Annotated in this window: 30 protein-coding genes and 1 pseudogene; 9 read left to right on the plus strand and 22 right to left on the minus strand. The window is 45.9% G+C overall.

Features of this window, described 5'->3' with window-relative positions; genetic code table 11:
* Positions 1-163 precede the first annotated feature (163 nt).
* From H6G26_RS28450 to H6G26_RS28485, 8 genes are all read right to left on the minus strand, one after another.
* On the minus strand, positions 164-961 hold the full coding sequence (locus H6G26_RS28450) for a hypothetical protein (RefSeq protein ID WP_199327126.1): 798 nt from the start codon (positions 959-961) through the stop codon (positions 164-166).
* Positions 962-1252: 291 nt separating this feature from the next.
* Positions 1253-2209, minus strand: a complete 957-nt coding sequence (locus H6G26_RS28455; RefSeq protein ID WP_190733486.1) for a hypothetical protein — start codon at positions 2207-2209, stop codon at positions 1253-1255.
* A 66-nt stretch (positions 2210-2275) separates the two neighbouring features.
* Complete coding sequence (locus H6G26_RS28460; protein ID WP_190733488.1) at positions 2276-2533, minus strand: hypothetical protein; 258 nt, start codon at positions 2531-2533, stop codon at positions 2276-2278.
* A gap of 38 nt (positions 2534-2571) precedes the next feature.
* The gene (locus tag H6G26_RS28465) at positions 2572-3327 is read right to left on the minus strand and encodes a glucose 1-dehydrogenase (RefSeq protein ID WP_190733490.1); all 756 of its coding nucleotides are present in this window, start codon (positions 3325-3327) and stop codon (positions 2572-2574) included.
* A gap of 332 nt (positions 3328-3659) precedes the next feature.
* Entirely contained in the window at positions 3660-3971 is a 312-nt protein-coding gene (locus tag H6G26_RS28470; protein WP_190733492.1) for a YdhR family protein, read from the minus strand.
* A 168-nt stretch (positions 3972-4139) separates the two neighbouring features.
* Positions 4140-4538, minus strand: coding sequence for a hypothetical protein (locus H6G26_RS28475; RefSeq protein ID WP_190733494.1), 399 nt, complete (start codon positions 4536-4538; stop codon positions 4140-4142).
* 30 nt (positions 4539-4568) lie between these two features.
* Complete coding sequence (locus H6G26_RS28480; protein ID WP_190733496.1) at positions 4569-4829, minus strand: hypothetical protein; 261 nt, start codon at positions 4827-4829, stop codon at positions 4569-4571.
* A gap of 170 nt (positions 4830-4999) precedes the next feature.
* Positions 5000-5827: an alpha/beta fold hydrolase gene (locus H6G26_RS28485; RefSeq protein WP_347242513.1), complete on the minus strand. Its 828-nt coding sequence runs from the start codon at positions 5825-5827 to the stop codon at positions 5000-5002.
* On the opposite strand from H6G26_RS28485, the gene H6G26_RS42950 reads away from it, so the two are divergent.
* Positions 5817-5957 (plus strand): hypothetical protein, encoded by a 141-nt coding sequence (locus H6G26_RS42950; protein WP_242053932.1) that lies wholly within the window; start codon positions 5817-5819, stop codon positions 5955-5957. The two genes, H6G26_RS28485 and H6G26_RS42950, sit on opposite strands and share 11 nt — an antisense overlap.
* A 37-nt stretch (positions 5958-5994) precedes the next feature.
* Here H6G26_RS42950 and H6G26_RS28490 read toward each other — a convergent pair whose 3' ends face one another.
* The 7 genes from H6G26_RS28490 to H6G26_RS28520 all read right to left on the minus strand — a co-directional run bounded on the left by H6G26_RS28490 (position 5995) and on the right by H6G26_RS28520 (position 12854).
* A complete protein-coding gene (locus tag H6G26_RS28490; RefSeq protein WP_190733500.1) occupies positions 5995-6558 on the minus strand; it encodes a cupin domain-containing protein in 564 nt (187 codons plus the stop codon).
* Between the two features lie 319 nt (positions 6559-6877).
* The gene (locus H6G26_RS28495; protein WP_190733502.1) at positions 6878-8248 is read right to left on the minus strand and encodes an FAD-binding oxidoreductase; all 1371 of its coding nucleotides are present in this window, start codon (positions 8246-8248) and stop codon (positions 6878-6880) included.
* A 92-nt stretch (positions 8249-8340) separates the two neighbouring features.
* Positions 8341-9066, minus strand: a complete 726-nt coding sequence (locus tag H6G26_RS28500) for a glutamine amidotransferase (protein ID WP_190733503.1) — start codon at positions 9064-9066, stop codon at positions 8341-8343.
* 100 nt (positions 9067-9166) lie between these two features.
* On the minus strand, positions 9167-9448 hold the full coding sequence (locus tag H6G26_RS28505) for a hypothetical protein (RefSeq protein ID WP_190733506.1): 282 nt from the start codon (positions 9446-9448) through the stop codon (positions 9167-9169).
* Positions 9449-9492: 44 nt separating this feature from the next.
* Entirely contained in the window at positions 9493-11067 is a 1575-nt protein-coding gene (locus H6G26_RS28510; protein ID WP_190733509.1) for an IS1182 family transposase, read from the minus strand.
* Between the two features lie 312 nt (positions 11068-11379).
* Positions 11380-12297, minus strand: a complete 918-nt coding sequence (locus H6G26_RS28515) for a dihydrodipicolinate synthase family protein (RefSeq protein ID WP_190733510.1) — start codon at positions 12295-12297, stop codon at positions 11380-11382.
* Positions 12298-12404: 107 nt separating this feature from the next.
* Positions 12405-12854, minus strand: coding sequence for a cupin domain-containing protein (locus tag H6G26_RS28520; protein ID WP_190733512.1), 450 nt, complete (start codon positions 12852-12854; stop codon positions 12405-12407).
* Positions 12855-13009: 155 nt separating this feature from the next.
* Between H6G26_RS28520 and cynR the strand changes: the two genes are divergently transcribed.
* Entirely contained in the window at positions 13010-13918 is a 909-nt protein-coding gene (cynR, locus tag H6G26_RS28525; protein ID WP_199327127.1) for a transcriptional regulator CynR, read from the plus strand.
* On the opposite strand, the gene H6G26_RS28530 is transcribed toward cynR, so the two are convergent.
* The 3 genes from H6G26_RS28530 to H6G26_RS28540 all read right to left on the minus strand — a co-directional run bounded on the left by H6G26_RS28530 (position 13808) and on the right by H6G26_RS28540 (position 15683).
* Positions 13808-14803, minus strand: a complete 996-nt coding sequence (locus H6G26_RS28530; protein WP_190733514.1) for an NAD(P)H-binding protein — start codon at positions 14801-14803, stop codon at positions 13808-13810. The two genes, cynR and H6G26_RS28530, sit on opposite strands and share 111 nt — an antisense overlap.
* Positions 14804-14814: 11 nt before the next feature.
* Complete coding sequence (locus H6G26_RS28535; RefSeq protein ID WP_190733516.1) at positions 14815-15255, minus strand: nuclear transport factor 2 family protein; 441 nt, start codon at positions 15253-15255, stop codon at positions 14815-14817.
* A gap of 65 nt (positions 15256-15320) precedes the next feature.
* Positions 15321-15683 (minus strand): Rid family hydrolase, encoded by a 363-nt coding sequence (locus H6G26_RS28540; RefSeq protein ID WP_190733531.1) that lies wholly within the window; start codon positions 15681-15683, stop codon positions 15321-15323.
* Positions 15684-15797: 114 nt separating this feature from the next.
* Here H6G26_RS28540 and H6G26_RS42130 point away from each other — a divergent pair, with 114 nt between their 5' ends.
* Positions 15798-15956 carry a hypothetical protein gene (locus tag H6G26_RS42130; RefSeq protein WP_206757563.1) on the plus strand — a complete coding sequence of 53 codons (159 nt, stop codon included), beginning with the start codon at positions 15798-15800 and terminating at the stop codon, positions 15954-15956.
* 14 nt (positions 15957-15970) lie between these two features.
* On the opposite strand, the gene H6G26_RS28545 is transcribed toward H6G26_RS42130, so the two are convergent.
* Together H6G26_RS28545 and H6G26_RS28550 are read right to left on the minus strand one after the other, a co-directional pair.
* Positions 15971-16558 carry a protoglobin domain-containing protein gene (locus H6G26_RS28545; protein WP_190733518.1) on the minus strand — a complete coding sequence of 196 codons (588 nt, stop codon included), beginning with the start codon at positions 16556-16558 and terminating at the stop codon, positions 15971-15973.
* A gap of 599 nt (positions 16559-17157) precedes the next feature.
* Positions 17158-17352 (minus strand): hypothetical protein, encoded by a 195-nt coding sequence (locus H6G26_RS28550; RefSeq protein WP_242053927.1) that lies wholly within the window; start codon positions 17350-17352, stop codon positions 17158-17160.
* 66 nt (positions 17353-17418) lie between these two features.
* Between H6G26_RS28550 and H6G26_RS42955 the strand changes: the two genes are divergently transcribed.
* The 5 genes from H6G26_RS42955 (at position 17419) to H6G26_RS28570 (ending at position 20448) form a co-directional block, all read left to right on the plus strand.
* On the plus strand, positions 17419-17973 hold the full coding sequence (locus H6G26_RS42955) for an alcohol dehydrogenase catalytic domain-containing protein (RefSeq protein ID WP_242053928.1): 555 nt from the start codon (positions 17419-17421) through the stop codon (positions 17971-17973).
* Positions 17948-18166, plus strand: a complete 219-nt coding sequence (locus tag H6G26_RS42960) for a zinc-binding dehydrogenase (protein ID WP_347242512.1) — start codon at positions 17948-17950, stop codon at positions 18164-18166. The genes H6G26_RS42955 and H6G26_RS42960 overlap by 26 nt, the downstream gene beginning before the upstream one ends.
* A 346-nt stretch (positions 18167-18512) precedes the next feature.
* Positions 18513-18962, plus strand: a complete 450-nt coding sequence (locus tag H6G26_RS28560; protein WP_242053929.1) for a RidA family protein — start codon at positions 18513-18515, stop codon at positions 18960-18962.
* Positions 18963-19148: 186 nt separating this feature from the next.
* On the plus strand, positions 19149-20042 hold the full coding sequence (locus H6G26_RS28565; RefSeq protein ID WP_190733520.1) for an AraC family transcriptional regulator: 894 nt from the start codon (positions 19149-19151) through the stop codon (positions 20040-20042).
* Between the two features lie 139 nt (positions 20043-20181).
* Positions 20182-20448, plus strand: coding sequence for a hypothetical protein (locus tag H6G26_RS28570; protein WP_190733522.1), 267 nt, complete (start codon positions 20182-20184; stop codon positions 20446-20448).
* 34 nt (positions 20449-20482) lie between these two features.
* Here the strand turns inward: H6G26_RS28570 and H6G26_RS28575 are convergent, their stop codons facing one another.
* The gene (locus tag H6G26_RS28575) at positions 20483-24142 is read right to left on the minus strand and encodes an NB-ARC domain-containing protein (RefSeq protein WP_190733524.1); all 3660 of its coding nucleotides are present in this window, start codon (positions 24140-24142) and stop codon (positions 20483-20485) included.
* A gap of 684 nt (positions 24143-24826) precedes the next feature.
* Positions 24827-25175 (minus strand): annotated as a pseudogene (locus H6G26_RS42965) (IS6 family transposase); the annotation flags it as partial.
* Positions 25176-25366: 191 nt separating this feature from the next.
* Between H6G26_RS42965 and H6G26_RS28585 the strand changes: the two are divergent.
* Positions 25367-26491 (plus strand): IS630 family transposase, encoded by a 1125-nt coding sequence (locus tag H6G26_RS28585; protein ID WP_190733525.1) that lies wholly within the window; start codon positions 25367-25369, stop codon positions 26489-26491.
* The last annotated feature ends 16 nt before the right edge of the window (positions 26492-26507 follow it).

The following is a 26507-nucleotide window of genomic DNA, read 5'->3' on the forward strand; positions in this document are numbered from 1 at the left end:
CACTTTGGAAAAACGTAGGCTAATGAAGCAGCGATCGCAAACTGAGGGTTGTAGATTATTCTGATTCCCGACCTTAAAACTATTATTTTTCTAAACCCTTTACCAGGCAAGTATTTCAGCTTTTCTTAGTGCCATTCCATTGAGAGCCATTTAATTTTCTCCGTTACTGAGGTTGCACACTGTAGGGAAGGCTTAAATTCCCTGAACTAACGCTATACGCTTGATAGACCCCAAGCATGGGGAGATTTTTGTTCGTGGTATTCACCTGCATATAAGCAACCACTCCATCAAACTTGAACTCTGTTTTAGATCGAATGCGTTGAGCCGGAACCAGAACACTGAGCTTGTTACCTTTTAGCAAAACCGGGAAACCGGGAGAATCCAAGTACATTGGCATACCAGGATTGGTGGGTGGAAGCACAACAGTTTTGTCGGTTTTGTTGAACTGCTTGACCGATAAGCCACCAGGAACGCGATCATCTTTGACCAGTACAACCCAATGACTATGAAAAATAATGCCATCATCGGCATAATTCGAGTTGTTATTCTCATCCCATAGTGGCGTGTCATCGAAATCTGGATGAGACGTGACTGCTAATGCCAAAATCCCTTCAACCTTCCTAAATCCAGCATCTTCGGGTTTTAGAGTCGTTGGAAAGACATAACCCAGTACAGGTGCGCCATTAACGCTACCCTGAGGTTTAGGCAGTGTTTTGCCAGCCGTTCCTTTCACAATTTGCTCAAAAATTAGCAAATCTGCATCTTTGAGATAACGAACCCTAGTGTCCAAAATTTCTAGATCAGGTGACTTTGAAGTTGGCACAACTTGAGCAGTCGATCGTGCAACTGGTGCTGCTAGGGGTTGATTTATAGGACGGGCATCTGCTTGAACACTGGAGTGGAGCATTGTCAATGCGAGGCTTAAACCAATACCGAGCAAAGCAATGAGAAAACGTTTCATAACAACCTCCTGTTGTATGAATTAAGAGCTAAAGCGAATGGAAGTAGTTAGAAAGTACTATGAGTGCATACCATCAAGACGTTACGTTGGTGAGAGGCAAACAGCCAGAAAGATTTGAACATGAGTATACTCCAGTTGGTCAATGAATCGTGTCGTCAACATTCACACCAGCCCAAGTTCTGAGGAAGCTACAGTCGTTTATTTCTGAAGTTGCTAACCCTGGTCTGTCTAAACTGTAATAAGTTCCAACACTCAACTTCTTTCAGGTTCTTACAATGATTTGTCAGATTCTTACAGTGTTAGCAAACTTGCTTTGGGGTTATTCCGGTGAATCGCTTGAACTGCAAGCTCTAAACGCTTCACTCCTGCCGATAAAAAGGCAGTTGCAGCCCAATCGCTCTGGGCCCGATCTACATCAATCAGCGGTGTAGATGAAATCGTGAGGGCGAGGCGATCGCCCAAGGTTGCAACTCCAACAATCCGCCCTACCACACTTGGCATGACAACAGGTGCATGGAGTGCTTCAATCCGAATGTTACCGTATTGTTGAGCCATATCGATGCGACCGAGATTTGTGACGCTCAGTTGACAGTGATATTGCGATTGCACTTCTTCAGCAAAGGCGGTGGCATCGGTGAGATTCGCCATTGCGGGTTGTCGAAGTTGACGCTCCTCGACTAATTGCTGGGCAATGTCGATTCGTGAAAGTTGAGATTTGACTGAGCGAGCAACGTCCCAAAACGCGGAATCCGCCATTCGGGAATGTGCCGTCATACAGAAATAAATATAAAGCCCAACTCCATCTGGCATCGGCAAGGATAGCTGCGATCGCACATTGACTGGGTGTAAACATCGCATCACATCGCTGGGTTTAACGTCTTGCTGAGTGAGCACGAGCAAGAACGCCGCGCTGATTGCACCGTGTACGGTTGTGTGTTCGGCTCGACTGCGTTGGATCAATTGCTGGGTGAGTTCGGGAGATAAGACAACGGTGCGAATGTGGGGTCGCGGACGACGAGACAGGGTTGGTACATAGTCCGTCGGCTTAACGGTCGCTTCTGGAGATGGTGCGATGCCAGGAATCGCTGATTCAAGCGATAATGTCGCAGAAAATTCTGATCGCTCAAATATTTTGCCTCCTAACCCTTGAAGAACATTTCGCATCAGATAAATACCCGATAGCCCATCTGAGATTGCATGATGACAAATAATCATCAGTTCGGATTCAGCCCCCGATTGCAGCAGCACGACTCGCAATAAGGGTGCAACCTGCCAATCTAATGAGTGAGCCAGTTCGACTTCGAGTTCTGCTTGCTAGTGCCGATCGTTCGTTCTCGCAACCAGCCGCAGCGGAATTTCGTCATCGGTTTCGACAAATTTAGGCTGTCCGATCGCGTCAGGGGCAATGCGGACTCGGAGCAGTGGATGGCGTTGCTGAACTTGCCTAAGCACCGTCGAAAGTTGATCGAAACTAAACTGTCCCTGAAGTTTTGCAACGGTGGCAAAATCCATTGGATAAAACTGGTTGTAGAGCCAGTATGAATGTTCAACTGCGCCTAAATACCTTTCCATGAGGAACTCCTTGTAAATCCATTATCAACAATAAAAAATTAAGTCACTGTGAATCCACCATCGATAACCAGCGCTTGTCCAGTGATGTAGCTGGCAACATCAGAACATAGAAAGACAACAGCTTGAGCAATTTCTTCTGCCTGTCCTATGCGCCCCATCGGAACCGTAGATGCTAAATTATCAGATGTGAACCCCATCTGGCTAAGGCTGCGATCTAGCATCTCAGTTGCAGTGCCTCCAGGATTCACTGTATTAACCCGAATGCCCTGCTTGGCATAGTCCAGCGCTGCCGCTCGTGTCAGCCCCATGACTGCATGTTTACTCGCGATATAAGGAGATGTCCTTGGAAACGCAATCAATCCTCCCAACGAGGAGGTATTGACGATCGCCCCAGATCCTTGAGTCAGCATTTGCTGGATTTCATATTTCAGGCATAAAAACAGTCCCCGTACGTTAATCGCCATCAGTTTGTCAAAGTCCTCAATTGATTGTTCGTGCAGGGGGTTTACGATCGATTCGATGCCTGCATTATTGAAGGCGCAGTCGAGTCGTCCATACTTATCGACGGTGGTTTGCACAAGCGCTTTAATATCGACTTCGTTCGAGACATCTGATCGCACAAATAAACAGTCAATGTCAGCATCTCGTAGCTGAGCTTCCGTTGCTTTACCTTCTGGTTCGCGTCGTCCTGAGAAAACCACCTTAGCTCCTGCAACACCGAATGCTTTAGCGGTTGCCTTGCCAATTCCCGAAGTTGCTCCCGTAATCAAAACCACTTTATTTTCAAGTTTCATCGTTTTCTCCTTTTGTAGTTGAAAAATCCTGGAGAGAGCGCTATTCATTTGCTCATTGCGCCAGTTTTTACTGCTCAGTTACAGTTGTGGTGGAAAACTTGCTCTAATGGGTGCGAGGCATCAATGCCTTGGATGGCAAATTAAAATTGAGAACCTTCTCAGCATTTGCAGCACTTACAACGGGTAAGGCAGCCACATCAATCAGCCCCAGTTGAACTAGCACAGAAGCTTGCCGTTCTACCTGCTAGTTCACCTCGCTAATATTTGGCTAACAATTGGTGATATGGATTTCTAGAAATGTTAACAAAGCCTCGTATGGCGTTCCTTATTTATCAGTCTTTGATAATTTCGTCCACTAAGTTATCAACCACTACCGGACTCTCGAAGTAAGTTACCGATGGTTCAGAGCCATATCGCTCGACAATGGATTTTTTAAAGTAGTCGGTGTAGAGGCGTTCCGCAGCCGCTTTAGATTCCCATAGGTAAACGCCCCCAGCCATCCTGCCATCTTCGGATAGCAAGAAGTATTTCCGGATCAAGCCCGGTACTTCACGGAGCCTAAGCGCAAGATTGGAAAAGTCTTCTTTAACCTCGTTACCAGTTAGGGGAGTGGACAGGTTGAATTGAACTAATGCGGTAATCATGATCTACTCCTTTTCAATACTTACGCGCTACCACAAGGGGTTGGTAATATCCGCTGACTTCTGGCATTTGCTAGCCAATGTCTGAGAATCCATTATGTGTTATCCAGCTCAAATTGCAGCCTAGATCAGGCAAGGGTCGAACTCTTGTGGCTCATCTTATGTTGCTGTTTAAGGTAGCTTTTGATTGCTTGAGTATTTGCAAGTGTAGATTTCGACGAAATACTCTAGCGGTTGTAGTAGTTTGTCGATCGTTGGCTCATCAGATTTAAGGATGCCGCGATCGCTGCTCCAGCAATGCCTCCACCATTCAGGATTGTGATTACAAAGCGTTTGCAGTAAATGCGAATAGGAATCGTCAAATGCCTCGTTTAGGCTAAGCTTGCCTGCTACTCCCGGCTTCTGGCGCAGCTTGCGAATACCAAGGCAACAAAGTCGCAAGTAGGATGTCATTTTTAGCTGTCGTGGCATCTTGGTCAGTAACTTAGTTCTTGCGTAATTAAGCAAATGAACAACCTCTTTGTCGAGGTCTGTAGAGCAAAATTCAATGATTTGGGTTGCGGTTAACATAGTTCAAAACTCGAGTTGCACCTAAGTCATCTAGAAGCGAGCGCAAAATTGACGGGTGTGTAGCACCGCTTCACCATGCTCGGGAATCCACGCTGCCCACTGATCCTCTAATACCTGACAAAGTAGCAGTGCTTCGTCAAAACTAAAGGTACTGGGAAGTTCCAAAAGGTGTACCCAAGTATCAGCCTGGAGCTCCTGCTGCGATGATTTGAGGTGAGACTGGTTTGACCACTCCAGATTCTGCTTTTGAGGTCGAACACCAAAATCTTGTATGTAGGAATTGAGTTTCATCGTTTTGTTTTCCTTCCTGGTAGACAACACACAATCAAGGCTGGCTCATCTTTAGCAAACAGCCTTATTCAAATCTCTAATACGCGCTTTTATTTACCGTGAGCGAATTGAGCGGATTGATTGCGGCGGTAATAATGCGATAGTTTTAAAGCATGCCCCAGTAGCCCAAGCTAGGGTAGCCTGTCGAGAATATCGGACAGCAATTCAGGTTGTGAGGCAAATGGTGAATGGCTAGAGTTAAGCGTCTGCACATCGAATTTGTTACCAGGAGTCAAATCATCAGCCTGCCTAATCATCAGGTCTTGCAAGGCTAAAGGTATAGCATTATCTTCAGTGCAGCGGATGTATGTGCGGGGCACGCCCCCCCAACGTGCAGCCGATCCCCTAGTATCGGCAGCCAAGGGACTTAAGGGCAGATCAGGAGTCAAGCTGTGAGCGTAAGGAAGAAAACCCTTCATCGGAACGTCGTTATAGAAGATTTGACGAAGCTCTTCTAGATAAGTTAGGTCGGTCGATCGCAAATTGAGTCGAACTGCGCCGATTTCGGCAGGGTTGCCAACAATAGTCTTGCTTTGACGCGATTGGGCAGGTGCAGCCTCAGGCAGATCATTGTAGGCAAGAAGGCTTGGCAGTTCTGTCGGGCAATAAGCGCTGAGGTAAACAAGTCGATCAATGAGATCGGGCACCTTTTCACCCAGTTGAGTGATTACAATTCCGCCCATACTGTGACCCACAACAATAAGCTTTCGGTCGGCAGCTAAGGCACGTACTGCTTCGACTGCGGCATTCACATAATCTGTGATGGTGATCGCTTTAAGGGGTGACTTTTCAGTTGCGAACACAGTCAGCTCTTGCTGAAGATATGAGGTAGGAAACTTTGCATTAAGTCCGTGCCCAAGCAGGTCTATAGCAACAACATGGTGCCCCATACCTGTAAGTAAACCAGATACTTTATTCCAATGTAATGATGAGTGCCACGCACCATGAATGAGTAAGATGGCTTTCGATCGCTCATCTGATTCGACTGGAGAAGCTGCCGAAACCCTATATCGACCGAAAGCAACAGATGTTGAAAGTGCTAGGATACTGCTAACAAGGAAGTTACGTCTTTTCATCTTCACCTTGTAATTTAGGTCGTGTGGCAGAAACTTGTTGAAGACAGAAGTTAATGACTCCGGTTCTTTCGCGGTACCCCAAAGCCGAGGTAGTGGGGCAACAGTTCCGCCGTTTCTTCCGGGGTCAGCATCTTGACTCCGTGCTTGGCAGCCAGTGCGATGGCGGGGGCTGGATCGGAGAGCGCGTATGTGGTTGCGATCGCAGGTAGTTGCATATTGGTGGACGGACTCGACATCGCTTCAAAGTACCTGTCCAGACTGTACCCGCCTGGACCGCCCGGTTGCAACAGGGCGAGGAACCGGAGGGTGGGCGACAGGTAGTAGAACGCGTGCGCCTGGTTCCGGGGGAGGAAGATCGTTTCGCCTGCCCGCACCGTCCGGACTTCGCCCATGCAGTACACCTCAAGTTCGCCTTCTAGAATGTAATACACCTCATCCTGGTCATAGTGGAGATGGGGCGGCGGTTCATTTCCCGGTTTCATCCGAAGCTCCAGAAGAAAGAAGCGGTTTTCGGTCTCGACCGATGTCACGAGAAAAGACATGAGACTGCCCATGTAGGATCGGGTGGTCTCCGTGACCGCGCTACGAACGAAGAAATCTGCTGAGTGTTTCATAATTCGACCTCTGATATTAACTAGAACGGCAAAACTAACTGGAGAGGTGAGACTAAAGGCTTAATTACGTATGCGTCTTAGAAAATATCAAACGAGTTTACTATGCTTCCAATCTACCTCTAGCAAGTTTTACCGCTCTAGGATATTAATGTGACTGTCGTGCTTACAATTGGTTTTGTGGTAACTTAAATCTTGCAACTCAGTCCTTGCAAGTGTAGATTTTGACGAAATGCTCTAGCGGTTGTGGTGTGATTGGCAAGGATAGTGAGATGAGAACCAAAAAAACAGAAAGATTGCGTCATGAAATTGCTCCTAATGATTATGGTTCGACATGTCCGATCGTCGAACGAAAGACATCATCCGGATCGTAGGTTCGTTTGAGATCGAGCAATCGCTCATAGTTCGATCCGAAGGCAAGCCGAACGCGCTCTTGCTCCTGCTCATCCAGGGCATTAATGTACCCCCATTTGAAAGCATAGGGTGCAAGTACCTGTGAAATGTTCTGTGCCCATTGGATATGCCGTTGCTCGTCGTCTGGAGACTGTGGCTCCCAAGCTGCGATTGCCTGAACCATCAGATGATCCTGACGCAGCGCAAAAGCAGTCTCGGACACACCCACACGGCTTGCGGCTCCATGAAAGTTATGGAGTTCGATGAGCGAAAAGGAGGAAGAGAATGGCAGTCCCTGTTCGATCAGCACCTCAATGGTCTCAGCCTGGAGACCACTGAGCGATTGCGTTTGAATATAGTAGTGACGACCTTTCGGGGCAATAGCATCCAACTCATGAATCAGTGCGTTGTATGTGATAGGTTGCACTCGATCAACCAGCGGAGAGCCAAAGGTACGCAGAGGTGCGAGCACCTGTTCACCTGCTTCGATCGGACCACAATAGGTGGGTGAGAGAAAGAGAACTGTTGAACCATCTGGCATCTGGAAGAATCCAGACGCAATCGTCAATTCATCGGGTGCTGTTGCGATAAACTCATTAAGGCGGCGTAACACCGCTCTGGCTTGATCCAGAGGATACAGCAGCATACCAGAGAGCACCGTGATGAGCGGATGCAGGCGATACTCCAGGGAAACGACAACGCCAAAGTTGCCCCCGCCTCCGCGCAATCCCCAAAGCAGATCTGCATATTCCTCGGCATTTGCGGTCACAAGCTGTCCGTTGGCAGTTACCACTTGTGCTGACAGCAGGTTATCGGCACCCAGTCCATAAGCACCCGTCAGAGGACCATATCCTCCTCCCAAGGTAAATCCAGCCATCCCAACGCTGGAGATGGTTCCTGTGGCTGTTGCCAACCCATATTTCTGCGCTGACTGGATCAGGTCGCCAGCCGTTGCTCCACCTTGAACATGGGCTGTGCGACTAACTGGATCTATGGTGACGGCTCTCATCTGGGAAAGATCGATCACCACGCCATTCTCAGACAAAGCTCGTCCAGCAAAATCGTGTCCTCCCCCCCGAACCGAGAGTGCCAGCCCATGCTTATGTGTCCAGCGAACCGTATGAATGACATCTTGGATACTCAAACAACGAATGATCGCCACTGGTCGAGTCTTCACCTTGCCATTCCAGAGTTGGCGCACCGATTCATAGGCAGCGTCCTCAGGCAGAAAAAGCTGTCCTGTAAGCAGTGCTGCGAGATATTTGAACAAAGTATTGCTCTGACCATACGTTGTTGTCATGGTTTCTCCTTTTCATGTTGCAGATTGAATAACTCATCAGAGTTTTGCCCGTTCTACCCGCTGTTTAGAAATTGTTCTAGTTGATTCAATCTTTACTTTCTACTAGTTTCATCAGACTGAAGAGAGCCTAGCCACTTATGCCAGAACCGAGCAGCTTGAACTTCCAACGAGTTGATATTACGAGCAGTATCTACTCGTAACTTATTAAGGCTTAATTCAGGAGTGGTAACAATCTCACAAGCATGACCAATAAACCACCGTTCCAATCCTGTTGCTGTCACTTCAGGGTGAAATTGTAGTGCCAGGCAATGCTTACCGTAGGAAAAAGCTTGATTGCAATACAATGAGCTAGATGCAAGGTGAGTAGCGCCCTGTGGTAAGTCAAAAGTATCCCCGTGCCAGTGCATAACTGACGTGTTTTCTATTACCAAATGGCTTAAAAGCGATTGTTGACCTGCCTCACTAAGTTGGATAGGTGCCCAACCAATTTCTTTACACATACCAGGGTATACCTTAGCACCTAAAACTCGTGCTATCAGTTGAGACCCCAAGCAGATACCTAAAGTAGGTAAATCAGTTGCTAATCGCTGGTCTAGTAAACGCAGTTCATCCAGTAAAAAGGGATAATCTTGTTCCTCGTAAGCGCCAATTGGCCCACCTAGAATAATCAGGAGTTCTGGAGCCAGCAGATTAATTTCAGCAAGGGAATCAAAACCAGCCTCTAAGTAGGTGATAGCGTAATCTTGTTGCAAAAGAATTGGAGCTAAACTACCTAAATCTTCAAAAGCAACATGTCGAATGGCAATAGCATTTTTCATGGGTATTTAAGCAATTCAATTTCAAGTAAATTCAGCTGCTTTCGACCTAATTCAAGCCGCTCAAAAGGATGAATCAATCTAAAAATGCAGTGGTGGTAGATTAAGCTGCGTCAAAAGCTTTGTTCTCTAAAGAAGCTATTTTGAGGAGTAGTTGGCCCTTGGTGGATAATCGCCAAACCCTATTTATTTTCATTGCACTAACGCACATACTGCCACAAGGAGCACAACAGCAACCGTCCGCAACTTCTCCCTGAATTAATTCGTTTTTCCAAAGTTCGTGTGTGATTAGCCTAAAGGCTTTTGATTCAAAGCCTAGTATTCGACAGACATCTTCTCCAGTAACTGCCTGTGTACTTAAAAACTGCAAAATTGTCAACTCCATTTTTTCTTCTCCTATAAGCTAGAACACCGATTCAGTAATCAGAATTAAGTAGCAGACTGCTCAGTAGTGTTAGTAACAATTTTGGCAAGGACATGAAGATTATGGACAACGGCAGTACGGCGGAGGTCAAATAGATTTTTGCGAGAACCAACGTAACGAGCTTGATCTCCTTGCCACCGACCAATATGAGATAAGGAATGCTCCACAGCAACACGTTCTCTAAGCTTGGTACGACCAGCAGGGGTTAATTGACGTTGTTGTAGTTCCCTGAATAACGGCTCATCAGGATGAATAGAAACACTGCGTCCAGTTTTGGAAGTAGTACAACGTTCCCTGAACGGACAACTTGCACAGATATGCTTGGGAAACTGGACTTTGCCCCCAACGGCGAAAGGTAAAGTGACTTGATTAGGGCAACAGATAGTCTGATTGTCCCAGTCTAAAGTAAAAGCAGTTTTAGTAAACCGCTTACCATTTCTTACCTGCCAAGCTTTACAGTAAACAGTCAGTTCCTGGGTTCTGTTTTGAACCAAAGAACTACTGAGGTAGGCGCGGTCGATGTGTAACTCAACCAGGTTCACTTTCTGGAATTTTAAATCGATGGCGATCGCATCAGTAACAGATGCCTCAGGGATATTTGCTCTTGTTACCCCAACGGCGCGAACCAGCCCATTGTCTAAATCTCGTAAGACATGACGTTTATAACCATCAAATAGCTGAGTTTTGCTTTTACGCCCATGTCTCATTTCTTCGTCAACGATTGCGATACGTCGTTCTTTAGCAACACCTGTTCGTAGTTTTATCTCACCATGAGCATCCACTTCCACATCTTGGGCTTCAATTAGCCTTGCGGTCTCCAAAGCCAAACGAACTTGAGGGTGTTCGGTATTTTCTGGTTGTGCTTGTACAAAAGTCTCAAGTCGATCTATTGCGTCTAATACAATTTTTAAAGCCAAATTTTTCTGGTCTGGGTCATCCCAGTTTAAGTCTAAAGCGGCTTTCAAGCTCGAACCCGCAACGATGTCTACCTTAATGTCATTGGCAACTTCTGCCAGCCCCCGCCCCTGCTGGTTAGCTATCACACCAATCGCTTTTTTTAGCGCGTGACCCAACAAATTATATGTATCCTCGACCTTCGATGCTCCCCACAACGGACTGGAATCAAGTGCTGCCCGTAACTGCCTTGAGCCAAAACCCTTCGTTTGCTCTGCTAGTTCTATTTTTCTCTCAATCAGCCTACGGTCAAGACCTTGGATAATTAGCGCCGTGCGAAATCTGACCAATGTCGCCTGGGAAAAAGGCGCATTTTCACAATCTATGCAATCCAGCACTAACTGCCAACGCCTATCCATGATCAGTGCTTCAATTGCTTCCGCATCTGAAGCGCCTGTGTAAGCTTGCAAAATTGTTGCTAATGCCAGTTGTGCTGGCGCTACTGGTGGATGCCCTTTGGCAGAATCTGCATAAAGCTTGCCCAGTTCTGCTTGAAATTCCTCATCAAATAACTGATCACGATATTGCCTTAAGAACGTAAACAGCTTTGCTCGTTTAATTCGTTTGACGATACTTTGCTCTAATGCTGATAGTTCTATCGGTGGCTGCCATATCTGGGGTCGCATACGTAGATTCGCTGTTGGTCATGCACATTTATTACCTGAATTTACATCAATTGTGGTTATGCCTATCCTTGAGACTTTATTAAATCTCCCTCAAAGCTTGTTTGTTGCTATAAGTGTTGTCTGGCAAGTGTTTACTCTACTTTTTTACCCATTATTTACTTTAATTCAACCTGATTTTTCTTTCGTTCTGCGATTACTGAATCGGTGTTCTAGCACTTAGTAGTAATGGGATTAGAGAATTTCTTCTAATTTCAACACCCTTCAAAGCTATTTAGGTAAAGCCACCTAAATGGAGCAGTCCTCTACCTCAGCCTATTTGCTTAGTGAAATGGCTAACTGTCCTTTGCCGAGTCGTGTTAATATGCTATCTAGCTGTCTCACTTCAGTTTCATCTAGTGGCAGCATAGGCAGACGGGGAGTTCCAGCTTTAATTCCTAAAAGCTGTAAACCGGCTTTAATCGTAGTAGGTAGCCCTCCTTTGAGGATAAATTTCAGTAACGGCAATTGTTGGTAAAAAATCCGTCGAGCCTCAAACAAATCTCCCTTGAGGGCGAACTCATAAAGTGCAGTAGTAAATTCTGGAATTAAATTGTGAGCCGCAGTACACCAGCCACTTGCTCCAGCAGCAAAAGCCTCTAGTGCCAGCGGGTTGGAGCCATTGTAGAAGGGAATGGTGCCATCAGAAAGCTCGTATAAACGGTGCATCCGCTGGATGTCGCCTGTACTCTCTTTCACCATAGTAACGTTATCAATCTCCTTCACCATCCGAGCAATTAGCTCTGGTGATAAGTCAATCCCACTTGTAGCAGGATTGTTGTAAACCATGATTGGAATACTAATTGCTTGGGCAATTGCAGCATAATGCTGAAAAATTTCACGCTCGGAAAGTTTCCAATAGGAAATCGGCAGCACCATAACTGCGTCAGATCCGACTTGCTGGGCAAACTTGGCACGCCGGATTGCATTGTGTGTAGTGAGTTCTGAAATGCCAACAACAGTAGGGACTCGTTTAGCTACTTGATGAATCGAAACGAACGCTACTTCCTCCCATTCAGCATCTGAGAGGTAAGCGCTTTCGCCAGTACTACCTAAAGGGGCAATTGCGTGAGAGCCATTTTCAATCAGTTGCTCAATCAATTGAGATAATGTATCTGTATCAATCGTTTCGCCACCGTCCTTGAATGGGGTAACAGGATAGGCAATGATGCCGTGCAAATTTAAATTTGGCATTTTTTTGTTCTCCTAACTAATAGACTTGTCGCCTAATAAAGGTTTTGAATTTTTCGAGCCAGGCAAAACAAGGGTTTCAGCCACTAATTTTTTATAAAGCGACAAGTCTAATTAGCTTCTTCACGCAAAGCTAAATTCCCCATGTTTTGAAGCATTGGTGCATTCTCACAAGCTAAGTACTTGGCAGGCTTGTCTGGATCTAGATTGACATGATGATGCCATGCCCATACTGGAATATAAACGGCATCTCCTGCTTTCCATTCCACTTTTTGATCTTCAATCATGCTGTAACCTTGCCCTTCTAGAACAAAGAGAATTGTTTCATAAGTATGGCGGTGTCGATTGGAACGCCCATTTGGAGTTAGCCCACCGATGGTCATGCTAATTGCAATCGACGGCAGATCGATGAAGAAAACTGGGTGTTTGCGAGCTTGGGAGTAGGCGTTTTGGATAGTACCTGACTCAACACCTTGATGAATTAACCGCTTTGGTATCTGAACTTGGACGGTTGGCGGAGTTTTATCAAAATCTGCTGAGTGAAATTTAACTGTATCCATATTCTTGGTTCTCCGTTTGTTTCTGTAGTCAGGTTTAACTCCTGATTAGTTAGTTTGTTGTTTGCTCAACGAACTACCTTAATTATCTACATGCCGTTTTGATTGGTGCAAGACTTATTTTCGATAGATATGATAGGTGTAACCTATAACGCTCGATGCAGATTTTGATTGAATTACGTCACCTTCGATATTTCTTAGCTGTAGCAGAAGCTGCTCATTTTACCCGTGCTGCCGAAGCCATCTATGTTTCTCAACCGACACTGTCACAACAAATCAAGCAGTTAGAAGCAGACTTGGGTACAACCCTATTTGACCGCATCGGCAAGCGTGTCATGCTCACGGAGGCGGGTGAGATTCTTCAAGCTCATGCACAACGAATATTTACTGAACTAGAGCAAGCACAACAAGCCATTCAAGAATTAGAGGGATTACAAGGAGGAGAGCTAGCTGTTGGAGTCGTGCAGACGGTAAACGCTTATATGATTCCAGACTTAGTAGCTCGCTTTACCACTGCTTACCCAAGGATTTCACTCCGCATTCAGGAGCTATCTGCTGACGAGATAGAGTCTAGAATTGAACAAGGAAAATTGCATTTGGGAATTAGCTTCATACCCCCTACCTCTCCTTTTCTAGAGGCAGAGCTTCTGTTTGATGAAAAATTAGTACTTATTTTGCCAACATCTCATCGACTAGCTAGGCAGAAGCTGGTTCGTTTTGACGAACTCAAAGATGAAGCGTTAATCTTACTTCCGCCAGGCTTCTACACGCGACGACTTGTAGATGAGGGACTAAAAACTGCTGGTGCATATGCCAAGTTGTTGGTTGAAATGAATACCATTGGCGGCGTACTTGCTACTGTCCAAGCCACTGGAGCCGCAACTGTGCTGCCAGCACTTGCGCTACGCTTGAAAGAAGCAGAGGGACTGTGTGCTGTAGAACTTGCTGCTCCAGCCTTACGACGTAATGTAGGTTTGCTCTGGCGACGTGAAGGCTACCGCCGTGCTGCTGCTCGTACCTTTGCGGCGATCACTGTTGCCACAATTGGGGATAATTACCTTGCTTGATAGGCTTACGAGATTGGGAAGAATTTTGTTTTTGACAAATTGCTCAAATGTTGTGGGTGTTTTTGCCTCCGGGGTTCGTGCTGTGGCATAAACTCCATCCGGATCGCCAAGCGCACGGAACAGATCACCCATTTCGCGCTGAACCTCAGCAGTCGCGCCCATTGCTGCAAACTGCTGCTGGAGCGATTCAATACTAACTTGAGTGTATTCGATCGAATAGCCCAGCACTCGCGACAAGATAGCAGATGTTTCAAGCAATGTTAGATTTTCGGGCCCCATCAAATTACGAGTCCACTGTCCCGCCCAACGCTGATTCAGGAGATAGTGTGCTGCCACATCTCCGATATCATCAGTGCTAATCCAGGGAATATCATGGTCACTCGGATAAGAAAACCGAACCGTGGGATCGCTTTGGAGCGTCTCGATTTGCACCAGGAAATTCTCCATAAAATAGCCGGGACGTAAGTGAACTACATTGGCAGCCGTTTGATTGAAGATCGATTCAACATTTCCACTCAATGAGACTGTGCCCAGATTTGGTTTTGCACCTGCACCAATGCTTGAAATGTTCACGACTCTTGCAATGCCATTGGCAGATACAGCGTTCGCGCCCGCCTTTGCTGTTTGAAGATACCAATCACTCAAGTTAGACACATCTAGCTTCGGTGGTGTTAGCCAAAACAAAGCATCTGCCTGCTGGGTAATCTCTATCAATCTTTGAGCATCATCACTGCTGACCTGTTGAATGATCGCACCTTGAGTAACAAAATCTGCCAACTTCTCTGGATGTCGGGTTAGGAGAATCGTTTCGGCTCCTGCCTGGATGACTTTTTCTATGATGCGTCGTCCAATGTTACCAGATGCGGCTGCAATTACAATTTTCATCTTTGTTCTCTCTATAACTTTATCTCTAAAGCTGGGCGAGAAGTTTCTCTGCTGCCCGTTATCCCAAGAATCGCAACCGGATTCCAGTATTCGCGGTAGTGAATAATCTTTTCGTGCTTTGTTTCTAGTCGCACCACATAGTCTTGCTGATAGGACTGACCCGTTGCCACAAGCACAGCTTCCCCATGAAATTCAGCGAACAGAACATTTTGAATCAGTGTTTGACATTCACGAACATCCGTAAAGACCCAGTTTTGCAATTGTGCGACTGTGTTCTTCATGTGGTTATAGATCGCAGGTTTGCCTTCAAATCGACCAATTGCACCTAGCGCAGATGCATAGGGAAATTCTACGATCGCATCTTCAGCCAAGAGATCAGACCAAGCCTTCACATCTGTTCCAATTAATGCGAGATGAGCAGCAAAAACTTGAGCAATCGGATTCTGTTCCATATCTTATGTCGGTTAGTTAAGTATTGGACAAAAACTGTAGAGCGAGGACGGCCCTCATTCTTCGATTATTTAACACTTGTTACTGCTTCAATCTCAACAAGAGTTCCTGGTGATGCTAGAGAAGCGACTCCAATTCCAGTCACGGCAGGACGAGACTCACCTACAAACTCAGAGAAAATAGGGGCAATGGTATTCATGTATTCACCGAGTTCTCCATGAACGTAAACGTGAATATGCAATAGCTGACCGACTGACGATCCAGCATTCTCTAAGACAATTTTGAGGTTGTTCAGCGCCCTCCTCGTTTGTTCTTCAACAGATTTCTCTGTAGTCTCATATTGTTGGTTCCAGTCCACTTGTCCAGAAATGTAGAGTTGTCCTTTCCAACCTTTACTAAATGAGCGGCAAAAGCTTTTGCAATTGTATATTGCTCTATATGCGGAGAAGTCTGTATTGAATTCTCCTGATTCTTTGTACCTAAAGTGCACTAAGTTCCAATGCTTAACTGCTTTCAGATTCTTACAACCATTTGTCAGATTCTTATGGTATTAGCGAGCCTATTTCGGTGTGATTCGACGGGAACTGATCGAGAAATTGCGCTTTTATTTACCGTGAGCGGATTGAGTGGATTTATTGTGACGGTAATGGCAATGCGAACGCGATCGTATCGAAAATTGTTGGAGAATTATCAAAAATCCTAGACGGATGTGAAGGGCTAAAAATAGTTATCTTTTGCATAGGGATAAACCCAAAGCGTAACCTGAAGCGTGACTGATTTAAACCAAGCTTGGTACATCTTCTCAACCTCTTCAGCATCATGCCCGTTGCTAGCCAAGAACGGCTTAATGGTCGCTGTAATCGGATAGATGAAGGCAATCATGTATCGCAGTCCAATATGCGGCACAGAGACAACATGGTCGGTTTGATTTTTCTTAGCATAGGTATGCCGTAAACCAATCTCTTGTTGATAGTCGAGCCAGGTTTGGTCATAAGAACGGTTACAGGTGTCCAGAATCCATTGATAAAATCGTTGACGAACAGTAGCAAGATACTCGTCAATCAATTGATTGTCTGGAGTGCTGAAGTATTGCGCTAGATGAGGGTGAGAAGCAACAAAGGAATACCACGTATCCAAAATCGCATCAATTTGGTCTTGCAGAACTTCTCCAGCCAGATGCAGGTATTTCTCATCTTCCTCTGTAAACAGCACCGTCTGCTTGAGTAAGCTTAGATGTTCCATTGACAGCGGTGACTTGGCAACTTCCTCAGTGCCGTAAGTATAACCAGTAACCGTGGTATACATATCATCATCTCCTTCAAAACTAAACCCAGTATCTCGCTTTAACTCGGTTGAGAACAGGTAAGATCGGACAGTAAACCCGCAACTTAACTGCAAAAAGTGAGGTAGAATACCTTTGTACTTAGGGGCTTTATTCTATAAACTATCCTTTAAAGGATCAGTAGTAGAATCGAATTCGGCTCACCCCCTTTGCCCGAATGGTACTAAGAAAAGATGAAACCTAGTCAGGGCAGGGTGTAGAGGGTAGGGTGTAGGCTAAGGAGCCTTGCAAAAATAACTTGAACAATTTTTATGGGGAAGTTAAGCTCACAAGCCGTTCCAGATTAAATTTGTACAACTTATTTTTACATGCTGCCTAAGTGTGTTAAGAAAATTGAATTTTAGTGCATCAAATAGAACAACATCTTCTTCCAACCCTTAACCCTACACCCTATACCCAAAAGCCAGTAATATCAGGGGTTTACGCTTATCAAGCGTGCCATTTGTTATAGCCCACAAGGTTGTTCCCTCGCGCCCAGGTAGAAGTGAACCACGAGTCTGCTTTCCGCCGCCCAAAAATTTACCCCTTGATGACTAAATCCCGGCATGAATTACAAAAGCAATTAAAAACTGCTTAACCACAAGTGTTTCAGCTTTTCAAGCGTGTCATCCGCTCCTGGACGCTTAATGCCTGCGCGAATTAAGCGTAAAACTTCCAACATCCATTTACACCCAAGCGTATGCTCCACAATATAGGCAACGCTTGGGTGGGAGCGAGGAAACTTTTTTGGTGTGCTACGAGGCTGTGATATCTGCATTTGCTACTAAACGGTAACTACCTTACCAAATCGTGCTGACTTGCTCCCGTTAGGGAGAACTTACTTATGCTCAATGGTATTGAAATCCCGTCACTGTTTATTCTACATCAAGAAGATTTGGCACAGATGGAATCTATGAAAGCAACCGTATTAAATGCTTTTGGTGATGCTGAGAAGTTTGAGATTCAAACTGTTCCCATACCAACACTGAAGGCGAATCAGGTATTAGTTAGAGTTTGTGCAACCTCGATTAACCCGATCGACTACCAAACTCGTCGTGGTGATTACAAGGAACTGGTTCGATTGGCCGCCATTCTTGGAGTCGATGTTTCAGGGGTGATTGAGGCAATTGGCGAAGCCGTGACTCATTTCAAGGTGGGAGACAACTTGTATTACTCGCCGCAAGTCTTTGGAGAATTCGGTAGCTATGCTCAGTATCATGTGGCTGATGCAACGATTGTTGCATTGAAGCCTGCAAATCTATCGCACATTGAAGCAGCTTCTTTTCCGCTTGCAGGCGGAACTGCTTGGGATTGTCTAGTGACTAGGGGTAATCTACAATTTGGTGAAACAGTTCTCATCCATGCGGGTGCGGGTGGAGTGGGTTCGATCGCAGTTTAACTCGCCAAAGCGTTTTGTTTTGTCACCCCAGTACCGAGCAAAATTAGAGGCTTCGACAAAACTCATCGAGCGTCATCAGCTTCGCCCAGTGATTGATTCAGTATTGTCTTGGGATCAGGTCGTTCTGGCACATCAGCATCTAGAGCAGGGAGGAACACGGGGCAAAATTGTGCTGAAGTTTACAGAAAATTAGACCAGCTTTACGGCGTTGGTAATTCCTAAACGGATCAGAATTTGATTGTGTGCTGAAGGACAACATTGATTGGAACAGGAGAAACAGGATGATATTGCAAGACAAAGTGGCTAGTTGCTAGAGGAACATCAGGAACTGGTAGAGCAACCGCCACCCTTGCGGTATCTGCAAAGCAGCGCGCTTTTGGTACTGCGGGCGCAAAATGGTCTTCTGCGACAAACCCGATGTAGAAGGGGAAGAAACTGCTGCTCTTATTTGCGAGACGGAGCGGAGTGCTTGTTTTCAATCGCACAGTAACACCATAAGAATCTGACAAACGACCCTAAGAATCTGAAAGAAATTAAGCTTGGGAACTGGCTACACTCCAGATATATATGTAGAAAAGGACTTAGACACCATGAGAAAGCAACTTGTGAATCCGCCACAACGGTATGATGGCAAACCACACGGATTGTCCCACGCTGTTATCGATACCGCGACAGGCACCGTCTACATCTCGGGTCAAGTTGACTGGGACATGAACCACCAAGTTTCATCCCACACCGTCGAGGGGCAACTCAAGAACGCGCTAAATAACCTAACGATCGTCCTAGATGCATCGGGAAGCTCCGTAGAGAATTTGCTGAACCTTCGCATCTACATTCGCGGTGAATTTGGAGAATTCTTTGAGGATATTGCACCAATTCTCGCACAATTTCTGGCAGACTCGCGCCCCGCGCTTACTGGCATCGGTGTTGCCTCACTCGCCTCCCCAGAAACATTAGTTGAGATTGAGGCAACAGCAGCCCTTAAGTAATTATCTGCTTACTGGGTTGGCGAAATCCCTCCAATGGGAGAAGCATCAATCGCGGAATCAAGGTTACGATGTATTGTCAGCGTTAGATTTTTGGCTGGTAAATATCTTTGCTGCGCCAGGATCAGGCTGAAAAAAGCCAGTACGTGTTTATTCTGCAACTGCAAGCAATCGGTAAGAGCAAGCTCTATGACCAGCAACCTGCTCAACTCGCTCGAACTCAGCCAACAGTGGAATAAAACGCTGATGTTCTCCAGTCGGCAAATGAGCTGGAATGGTGTTTTGGTTGAGCAGTGTCAAAGTCCTGCTTCAGCTTTTGAAATGGAACTCCCTGCTCTCTCCGATCACTGGCTCTACTTTCATACAGGACATCCCGCCCCGTTAGTTCAGAAACGGGGCGATCGCTTGCATGAATCCATCCTGCACAAAGGGGACAGCTTCTTGGTTCCGGCGGGACAACCGAGCTATTGGTGTCAAGCTCCAGATATGAGTGATGTCATTTGCGCTCCGCTGCACATCTGCTTAAAATCGGAATTCATTAAACAAGTTGCTGAAGCCTCTGACATTGATTCAAAAAGGTTCGACCTTGTGCATTGTTTCGGTCAGCAAGATTTGCAACTTCATCAGATTGGAATGCTGATGTTCGCTGAATTGCGATCGGGTGGGATGATGGGGCAATTATATGTCGAATCACTCACTCAAATTCTGGTGATTCATTTACTACGACACTATTCGACCCTGGCGCAACCAATTGCATTACAAAACAGCAGCTTAACTCGTACTCAGTTGCAGCAGGCGGTCGATTACATCCACGCTCATCTGAATCGAGATTTATCCTTGGCTGAACTGGCAAGTGTTGTTAACATCAGCCCGACTTACTTTGCGAGTTTGTTTAAGCAAGTAATGGGGATTTCGCCCCATCAGTACGTGATTCAACAGCGCGTGCAACAGGCGAAATTGATGCTGTCGAAAACGGATTTAGCGATCGCACAAATCGCTCTACAGGTTGGCTTCTCTAGTCAAAGCCATCTGACGCAACAGTTCAAGCGCATTACTGGAATGACACCAAAGCAGGTTCGCTAACTCCATAAGAATCTGGAAGAAGTCAAGCATTGGAGCTGAATGGCACTAAGAAAAACTGAAATAATTGCCTAGTAAGGGGTTTAGGAAACTAATAGTTTTAAGGTCGGGAATCAGAATAATCTGCAACTCTCAGTTTGCGATGCCGTTCGCGAAGCGTCTCGTAGAGAAGGTGGGCGCTTGCGCCATCGCTGCTTTATTAGCCTACTTTTTCCAAAGTGATGAAACCCTTGTAAATAATACATTTGCGCTTTTCTTAGTGCCATTCCCCTTTGCCCCAATTAACCCAAATTACAGACATTTTGTGGGTTTGTCTATGCTTTCACATCCCCTCTCCATATCTAGACGTGACCGAGGGGGTCATCCTGACTCCCGAAGGATGGCGCAAGCTGCAACAAGCCAGCCATGAAGCAGAGGCGAAATTATTTTCCCTGTAATACAAGTTACGTCAATGCTCCTAATGCCTTTAGGGTCGCTTTCTGTGCAAAGGTTAACCCTATTGCTCCTTTAATATTCATGCCCTCATAAAGGCGATCGCTTCTCAACGTTTGAATACACTCACCCGTACTGAGATCCCAAAGCTTAATCGTCTCATCCTGGCTACCACTCCAAAGCGTAAGACCATCTGCACTGAAGTGCAATGAGTAAACCCCTCTGGTATGCCCCTCCAATATTCTTATGCAAGTACCCGTTTGAGCATCCCATAGCCGAATTGTTTGGTCGTTACTGCCACTGGCTATCCTCTGTCCATCAGCACTGAAGACAACCGACCAGACCCAACTTGTATGTCCCTGGAACGTGTTGAGGCACTCGCCCCTCTCCACATCCCACAAGCGAATGGTTTGATCATCACTACCACTTGCTAGAGTTTGCCCATCTGAGCTAAAGCCAAGGCAGAGAACGCCATTGAAGTGCCCTCGCAACGTTTTGAGTTGTTCACCCGTGGAGAAATCCCACAACAGCACAAGAGAGTCAAAACCTCCACTGGCAAGAATTTGACCATTGGGACTGAGGCTCACTGCGTAAACCCAACTGGTGTGTCCCTGCAAAATATTGAAACATTGTCCCTCCTGCACATTCCATAGGCGAATCGTTTGGTCGTTGCTGCTACTGGCTAAAACTTGACCATCAGAGCTGAAAACTAGCGATCGTACCTCTCCTGTGTGACCTCGTAAGATTTTTAAGCACTCCCCACTACAAACATTCCACAGGCGAATGGTTTGGTCGTTACTACCGCTGGCTAACAGTTGACTATTGGGGCTAAAGCTGACAGACCAGACCGCCTGAGTATGTCCAGATAAGACTTGGAAACACTGACCCTCTTGCACGTTCCACAACCTTACTAGCGCATCTAAACTGCCGCTGGCAAGGATTGGGAAGGGGAAACGGTTGGCGATCTCGTTGCCAGTCCATTTATTCCCCTTGGAAGTGTAACTCAGCGAACACACTGCTTGCGTATGACCGCGCAAAACTCTCACACAGTTACCACTCTCAACATCCCAAAATCGTACAGTCTGGTCATGGCTACCGCTGACTAGCATTTGACCATGCATATAGAAAAGGACAACCCATACCCAATTAGCATGTCCCTGTAACACTTTAAAACATTGACCATCCTCTACCGTCCACAAGCGAATGGTTTGGTCATCGCTGCTACTGACTAAGATTTGACCATTGGGACTGAAGCAGACCGACAATACCCAACCTGTATGACCCTGAAACACATTGAGGCATTGACCATCTTTTACATTCCACAGGCGGATGGTTTTGTCATAACTGCCACTGGCTAATCTTTGACCATCTGGGCTGAAGCGAACCGACCAGACTCCACCCGCATGACCCTCTAGGGTTCGCAGACAACGTCCTGTCTCTACATCCCATAGCCGAACTGAGCCGTCTAAACTGCCACTCGCCAGAACTTGCCCATCTGGGCTGAAGCGGACAGAGCGAACCCAACCCTGATGCCCCTGCAACACTTTCAGACACTGACCATCTTTCACATTCCAAAGTCGAACTGAGGAATTTTGATCGCCGCTGGCGAGCATCTGTCCAATGCCTAGCGGCAGGCTAGCGTCAAAGGAGCTAAAACTCACTGACCAAACCGCACTGGCATGACCATGCAGCATTTTCAGGCAACGACCCGTCTGCACATCCCATAGCCGAATGGATTGGTCGTCGCTACCGCTGGCTAAGGTCTGTCCATCCTGACTGAAGCTGATCCCCCAAACCCAGCCGCTATGTCCCTGAATAGTTAATTGTTGCTGTCCATCTGCCACCAGCCAGACACGAATCGTCCCATCCGTATCCCCTGTTGCCAGTAGGCGTCCATCCTGACTGAGAGCGATCGCTACCACCCCACTCAAAGTTTCAGAGAACACAAACTTTGCCATATCTGCATTTTGAAAATTAGCCTGAGCTAAATTGACCTGTCGCAAGTCAGCCTGCCATACAGCTAACTTAGAGAAGTCAATGCACCGTAAATCGGTTTTCATATGTACCAGCAAATTGAAAACATTTCCACCCACGTATCCAGGCTGCAATGGTACTCTCCTCTGTAGCTCCAGCAGTTTCATTAACCGCTGCTCTATCTCTCGTGGGCTGCCAAAGATAGTCAGCAGATGCTCGAGCGTTGGCTGCACAATCAGTCGCCTTTGAATTTCTCCAATGTAGTTCTTGGCTTGGGCTTTAATTAGGGCGTGCGTCCTCAACCACTTCATATCTTGGTTCTCAACCTCGGCACAGACTTGCTGAACCAGTTGTCCCGTGGCGTATTCCATGACGATGGGCTGAAGGCTGAACCGGGCGGCAGCCTGCTCAACTAAAGAACGTCTCAACAGAGAGCTTAGTACCGTGGGCAGCTCTCGTTTTGAGCCAGCACTGACCACATCTTCACTCAACTCCTCGATGGACATGGGTTCTCGATTTATTGCTAGCCAGACCATCACCTCCCGTTCGACTTCGGATAGGCGATCAAACTGTCGCGTGAGTAGATCACGGATATCGTCAAAAACCAGCACGCCTTGAGCAATGTATTTCACCACCTCTACAATCCTGTCGTTGAAGAGTTCCTGGGTCGCGGCTGCTACCAGTTTTAGGGCCAATGGGTTACCCGCATAGTGCCGAATCAGGATGTTCCACTCTGCTTCTGTAGCCGTGAATTGTCCTTTGTCCCGAAACAGGGCTCGACCTTCTTCTAGCTTCAGTCCTGTAAGCTGCAATGAGGCACAGACGCGACAACCAGTCGTTGGCACTATCGACCCGTTGCCTTCGAGCAGTGTCACTTCTTTGGGCTTTTCCCGACTGGTTAAGATCAGACAACTTTGATGCAGTGACTCTCCTATATACCGCAGCAGTTGCCCATAGCCTTCGTAGCCTGCCAGATAATGCCCTGCCTGTTCACGACTGCTTAAAATCGTTTCAGCATTGTCCAAGATCAGCAGACACCGCTTCTGTCGAAGGCATTCCATTAACTTAGATAATCTTTGATCTAGACCAGTGGGTACCAGTGGGTCTTCTCCCTGCACTCGCATCAGGAATTGCAGCACACTCTCCAGTAATTCCTCCAATGGTGGTGCATTCTGGAGGGAGCGCCACACGACCACCTCAAACTCGGCTTGAATTTGCAGCCCTAGCTTCACTGCTAGCGTGCTTTTACCAATGCCGCCAATTCCCAAAATCGCCACTAAACGGCAATGTTCTTCCACGATCCACTGCTGCATCTGTGCCAGTTGCTCCTCTCGACCGTAGAACACGGACACATCTACCGCCTCTCCCCAGTTCTGCTGCTGGTTCTCCTGTCGGGCTGCCAGGTGTTCAAAAGGGAAGACGGGTGGGGCACAGTCTCCCTGAGATAGCTTTAAGCCAAAATTGCTCAGGAAGGACTCCAGCGATTGCCTGTCTACGCCTACCTCGCGCTTGAGAATACGAGAGATGGTACGTAGGGATAAACCCGTACGCTCACTAAGTTGCTCGTGGGTAAGGCGTTGCCCCCAGTTCTGTTCAGCCTCTACTTCCTGCCTGGCTTGTTGCAGCTTGTGCCATCCCTGATGAGTCAGGATGACCCCTCGGTCACGTCTATATTTGGAGAGGGGATATGAGGGCATAGACAAACCTACAAAATGACTGTAATTTTGGTCAGTTGAGGCAAAGGGGGTGAGCCGAATTCGATTTTACTACCGATCCTTTAAAGGAGAGTTATAGAATAAAGTCCCTAATTCAATACCTTTGTCAAAATAAGAGCCTACAAAAATTTTGGCAAAAACGGCAAAATGACTCATAAATAAGCGTTTAGCTTCCAAGTTACCTTGTAAGCTCAAACCCTTGATACTGAAGGCAATACATTAAAAAATGCTTGCGGGAAACCTTGAAGGAGTTTTTAGAACTTATTGTTTTTGCCAAACCTTTGAGAACAGGACGTTAATAAATCAACCCGATCTCGTAAATTGGCGAAGGTATTGTAACTACAGAGGTATTCTACCTCAGTTTTTGCAGTTAAGTTGCGGGTTTACTGTCCGATCTTACCTGTTCTCAACCGAGTTGAAACGAGATACTGGGTTTAGTTTCACTTGAATATCAGTCATTTCATCAATCGATATGGTGCGCTCTCCGTTTTGATAAGGCCCTTAGCAATAATAAAATGCCCAGCCGTATCAACAATATTTTTGGCAAAACCGAGGTATTCAGGCGCTTTCGCCTTGAAGGCGAAAGCGACGGCTGGGCATTTTATTTCTTGGATTTCCCTTAATAACATGAGGCTCTTGGTTATGAACTGGACTCAAAACCTTGCAAAGAAAACGTTTCGCGGCTTTAGCGTCCCGTAATCGCTATGAGCAGGAACTCCAGGGTGTTTCTATCTGAATCTACTGCCCGATACAAGTATCTATTCTTGCCTTTCACCTTAATATAGGTTTCGTCCACCCGCAATGAGTCATTGGTTGGCTTCAAGTGCGGTCGAATTCGTTTGTCGAGTTCTGGAGCATACCTTTGCACCTAACGGAAAATTGTTGAGTGATTGACTTCTAAGCCTCGCTCGTTTTCCATCTCCGCTACTTCTCGCTGTTGAAAGCGGGTAGCTCAAGTACTAATGCACGCACAATAGGATAATTTCAGGCAATACCGTTGCCAAAACAAGAGTATGAAGAGATGGGGCTGCTGTAGTAAAGTTACTGTCTTCCCAAAGTGAAATAGATGCTGTTGTTTCAAGTATTTCTGAAGTCGAAACTAGGCTACGAAATAATGCGACAGACATTTTTGCTTCAGTTTTTGTCTGCTAAGCTAATCGGCGCTTAAGTTGCATAATAATAAAATGAAGCTCTTTAAAAACAACTATGCCACCACCAGCCAAGAACTTTTTAACGACGGAACAAGTCACACAGTTACAACAAGCTCTAAAAGAGAGTGACCAACCGCATGTCAGAGAAAGAATTCTAATTATTCTGCTCCAGAACGATGGTAAACCGCAACATGAGATCGCTAAATTTTTAGGTTGTTCACCCAGAACAGTAGCATATTGGTGTATGCACGGAGACCCAGATAATCTCGAAACTCTACATAATAATAAAAGACAATACGAACATTACCGAAAAGCCACGCCTGAATATATTGAACTGTTATTAAAAACTGTTGACCAAGAACCATTAGAGTTAGGTTACGAATTTGGAAAATGGACAGCAGAAAGATTAGCTGCATACTTAACCGAAAAAACAGGTGTTGATTTAAGCAGTTCTCAGGTGAGGAGGATATTAAAGAGAAAAAAGTATAGTTATATTTGGGCTAAATATGATTTAGAAGATAAACAAAACCCCCAAGAAAGGGCCAAATTTAAAGAAAAGCTTGCTCAATATCTATCAATCGCACGAGAGCAGCCAGAACGTTTACAGGTATGGTTTTGGGACGAGAGTGGTTTTAGTCTACGTGTAATTCGACGCAAGAATTGGGGTAAAAAAGGAAAGCGCAAGAATGTTTCAGGACAACGACGTTGTGGACGTGTCAATGTGATGGGAGCAATCCGAGAATTAGACCGAAAACGGGTATGCTTTTTCGTCAAAAAAGGTAATGCAGATATTTTTTACGAACAATTACAACAATTAAATGAATTAATCAAACAGGAGTGGGTAAATCAAGGGAACTGTTCTGAAAATTTTGCTAAGTATGGTCCAAAAATTATTTTGATTTTAGATAATGCTAGTTTTCATAAACGCAAAGACGTTCTAGTTAAAATATCTGAAGAGTTTCCGAATTTTGTTTTAGAGTTCTTGCCTGCTTACAGCCCTGATTACAACATTATCGAGTTAGTCTGGCACTCATGTAAGGAATATATTGCTCATCGGTTATTTAAATCAGTAGATGAGTTAAAATCACTGCTAGATAATTTGTTGAATCAAGGCGAGTTAGTCATTAAGTGGCATCGGAAAATCAAAAACAAAGGTAATGTAAGTTATATTGCAGCTTAAATGCCGATTAGCTTAT

Origin of the sequence: Nostoc sp. FACHB-888, assembly GCF_014696655.1 — a bacterium.
Classification (GTDB): domain Bacteria; phylum Cyanobacteriota; class Cyanobacteriia; order Cyanobacteriales; family Nostocaceae; genus Nostoc.

Bases quoted from the DNA above. Each gene is read 5' to 3' on its own strand.
- H6G26_RS28450 (WP_199327126.1), bottom strand. From the start codon at position 961: ATGAAACGTTTTCTCATTGCTTTGCTCGGTATTGGTTTAAGCCTCGCA.
- H6G26_RS28460 (WP_190733488.1), bottom strand. From the start codon at position 2,533: ATGGAAAGGTATTTAGGCGCAGTTGAACATTCATACTGGCTCTACAAC.
- H6G26_RS28465 (WP_190733490.1), bottom strand. From the start codon at position 3,327: ATGAAACTTGAAAATAAAGTGGTTTTGATTACGGGAGCAACTTCGGGA.
- H6G26_RS28470 (WP_190733492.1), bottom strand. From the start codon at position 3,971: ATGATTACCGCATTAGTTCAATTCAACCTGTCCACTCCCCTAACTGGT.
- H6G26_RS28475 (WP_190733494.1), bottom strand. From the start codon at position 4,538: ATGTTAACCGCAACCCAAATCATTGAATTTTGCTCTACAGACCTCGAC.
- H6G26_RS28480 (WP_190733496.1), bottom strand. From the start codon at position 4,829: ATGAAACTCAATTCCTACATACAAGATTTTGGTGTTCGACCTCAAAAG.
- H6G26_RS42950 (WP_242053932.1), top strand. From the start codon at position 5,817: ATGAGTAAGATGGCTTTCGATCGCTCATCTGATTCGACTGGAGAAGCT.
- H6G26_RS28490 (WP_190733500.1), bottom strand. From the start codon at position 6,558: ATGAAACACTCAGCAGATTTCTTCGTTCGTAGCGCGGTCACGGAGACC.
- H6G26_RS28495 (WP_190733502.1), bottom strand. From the start codon at position 8,248: ATGACAACAACGTATGGTCAGAGCAATACTTTGTTCAAATATCTCGCA.
- H6G26_RS28500 (WP_190733503.1), bottom strand. From the start codon at position 9,066: ATGAAAAATGCTATTGCCATTCGACATGTTGCTTTTGAAGATTTAGGT.
- H6G26_RS28505 (WP_190733506.1), bottom strand. From the start codon at position 9,448: ATGGAGTTGACAATTTTGCAGTTTTTAAGTACACAGGCAGTTACTGGA.
- H6G26_RS28510 (WP_190733509.1), bottom strand. From the start codon at position 11,067: ATGCGACCCCAGATATGGCAGCCACCGATAGAACTATCAGCATTAGAG.
- H6G26_RS28515 (WP_190733510.1), bottom strand. From the start codon at position 12,297: ATGCCAAATTTAAATTTGCACGGCATCATTGCCTATCCTGTTACCCCA.
- H6G26_RS28520 (WP_190733512.1), bottom strand. From the start codon at position 12,854: ATGGATACAGTTAAATTTCACTCAGCAGATTTTGATAAAACTCCGCCA.
- cynR (WP_199327127.1), top strand. From the start codon at position 13,010: ATGCAGATTTTGATTGAATTACGTCACCTTCGATATTTCTTAGCTGTA.
- H6G26_RS28530 (WP_190733514.1), bottom strand. From the start codon at position 14,803: ATGAAAATTGTAATTGCAGCCGCATCTGGTAACATTGGACGACGCATC.
- H6G26_RS28535 (WP_190733516.1), bottom strand. From the start codon at position 15,255: ATGGAACAGAATCCGATTGCTCAAGTTTTTGCTGCTCATCTCGCATTA.
- H6G26_RS42130 (WP_206757563.1), top strand. From the start codon at position 15,798: ATGGTATTAGCGAGCCTATTTCGGTGTGATTCGACGGGAACTGATCGA.
- H6G26_RS28545 (WP_190733518.1), bottom strand. From the start codon at position 16,558: ATGTATACCACGGTTACTGGTTATACTTACGGCACTGAGGAAGTTGCC.
- H6G26_RS28550 (WP_242053927.1), bottom strand. From the start codon at position 17,352: ATGCAGATATCACAGCCTCGTAGCACACCAAAAAAGTTTCCTCGCTCC.
- H6G26_RS42955 (WP_242053928.1), top strand. From the start codon at position 17,419: ATGCTCAATGGTATTGAAATCCCGTCACTGTTTATTCTACATCAAGAA.
- H6G26_RS28565 (WP_190733520.1), top strand. From the start codon at position 19,149: ATGACCAGCAACCTGCTCAACTCGCTCGAACTCAGCCAACAGTGGAAT.
- H6G26_RS28570 (WP_190733522.1), top strand. From the start codon at position 20,182: ATGCCGTTCGCGAAGCGTCTCGTAGAGAAGGTGGGCGCTTGCGCCATC.
- H6G26_RS28575 (WP_190733524.1), bottom strand. From the start codon at position 24,142: ATGCCCTCATATCCCCTCTCCAAATATAGACGTGACCGAGGGGTCATC.
- H6G26_RS28585 (WP_190733525.1), top strand. From the start codon at position 25,367: ATGCCACCACCAGCCAAGAACTTTTTAACGACGGAACAAGTCACACAG.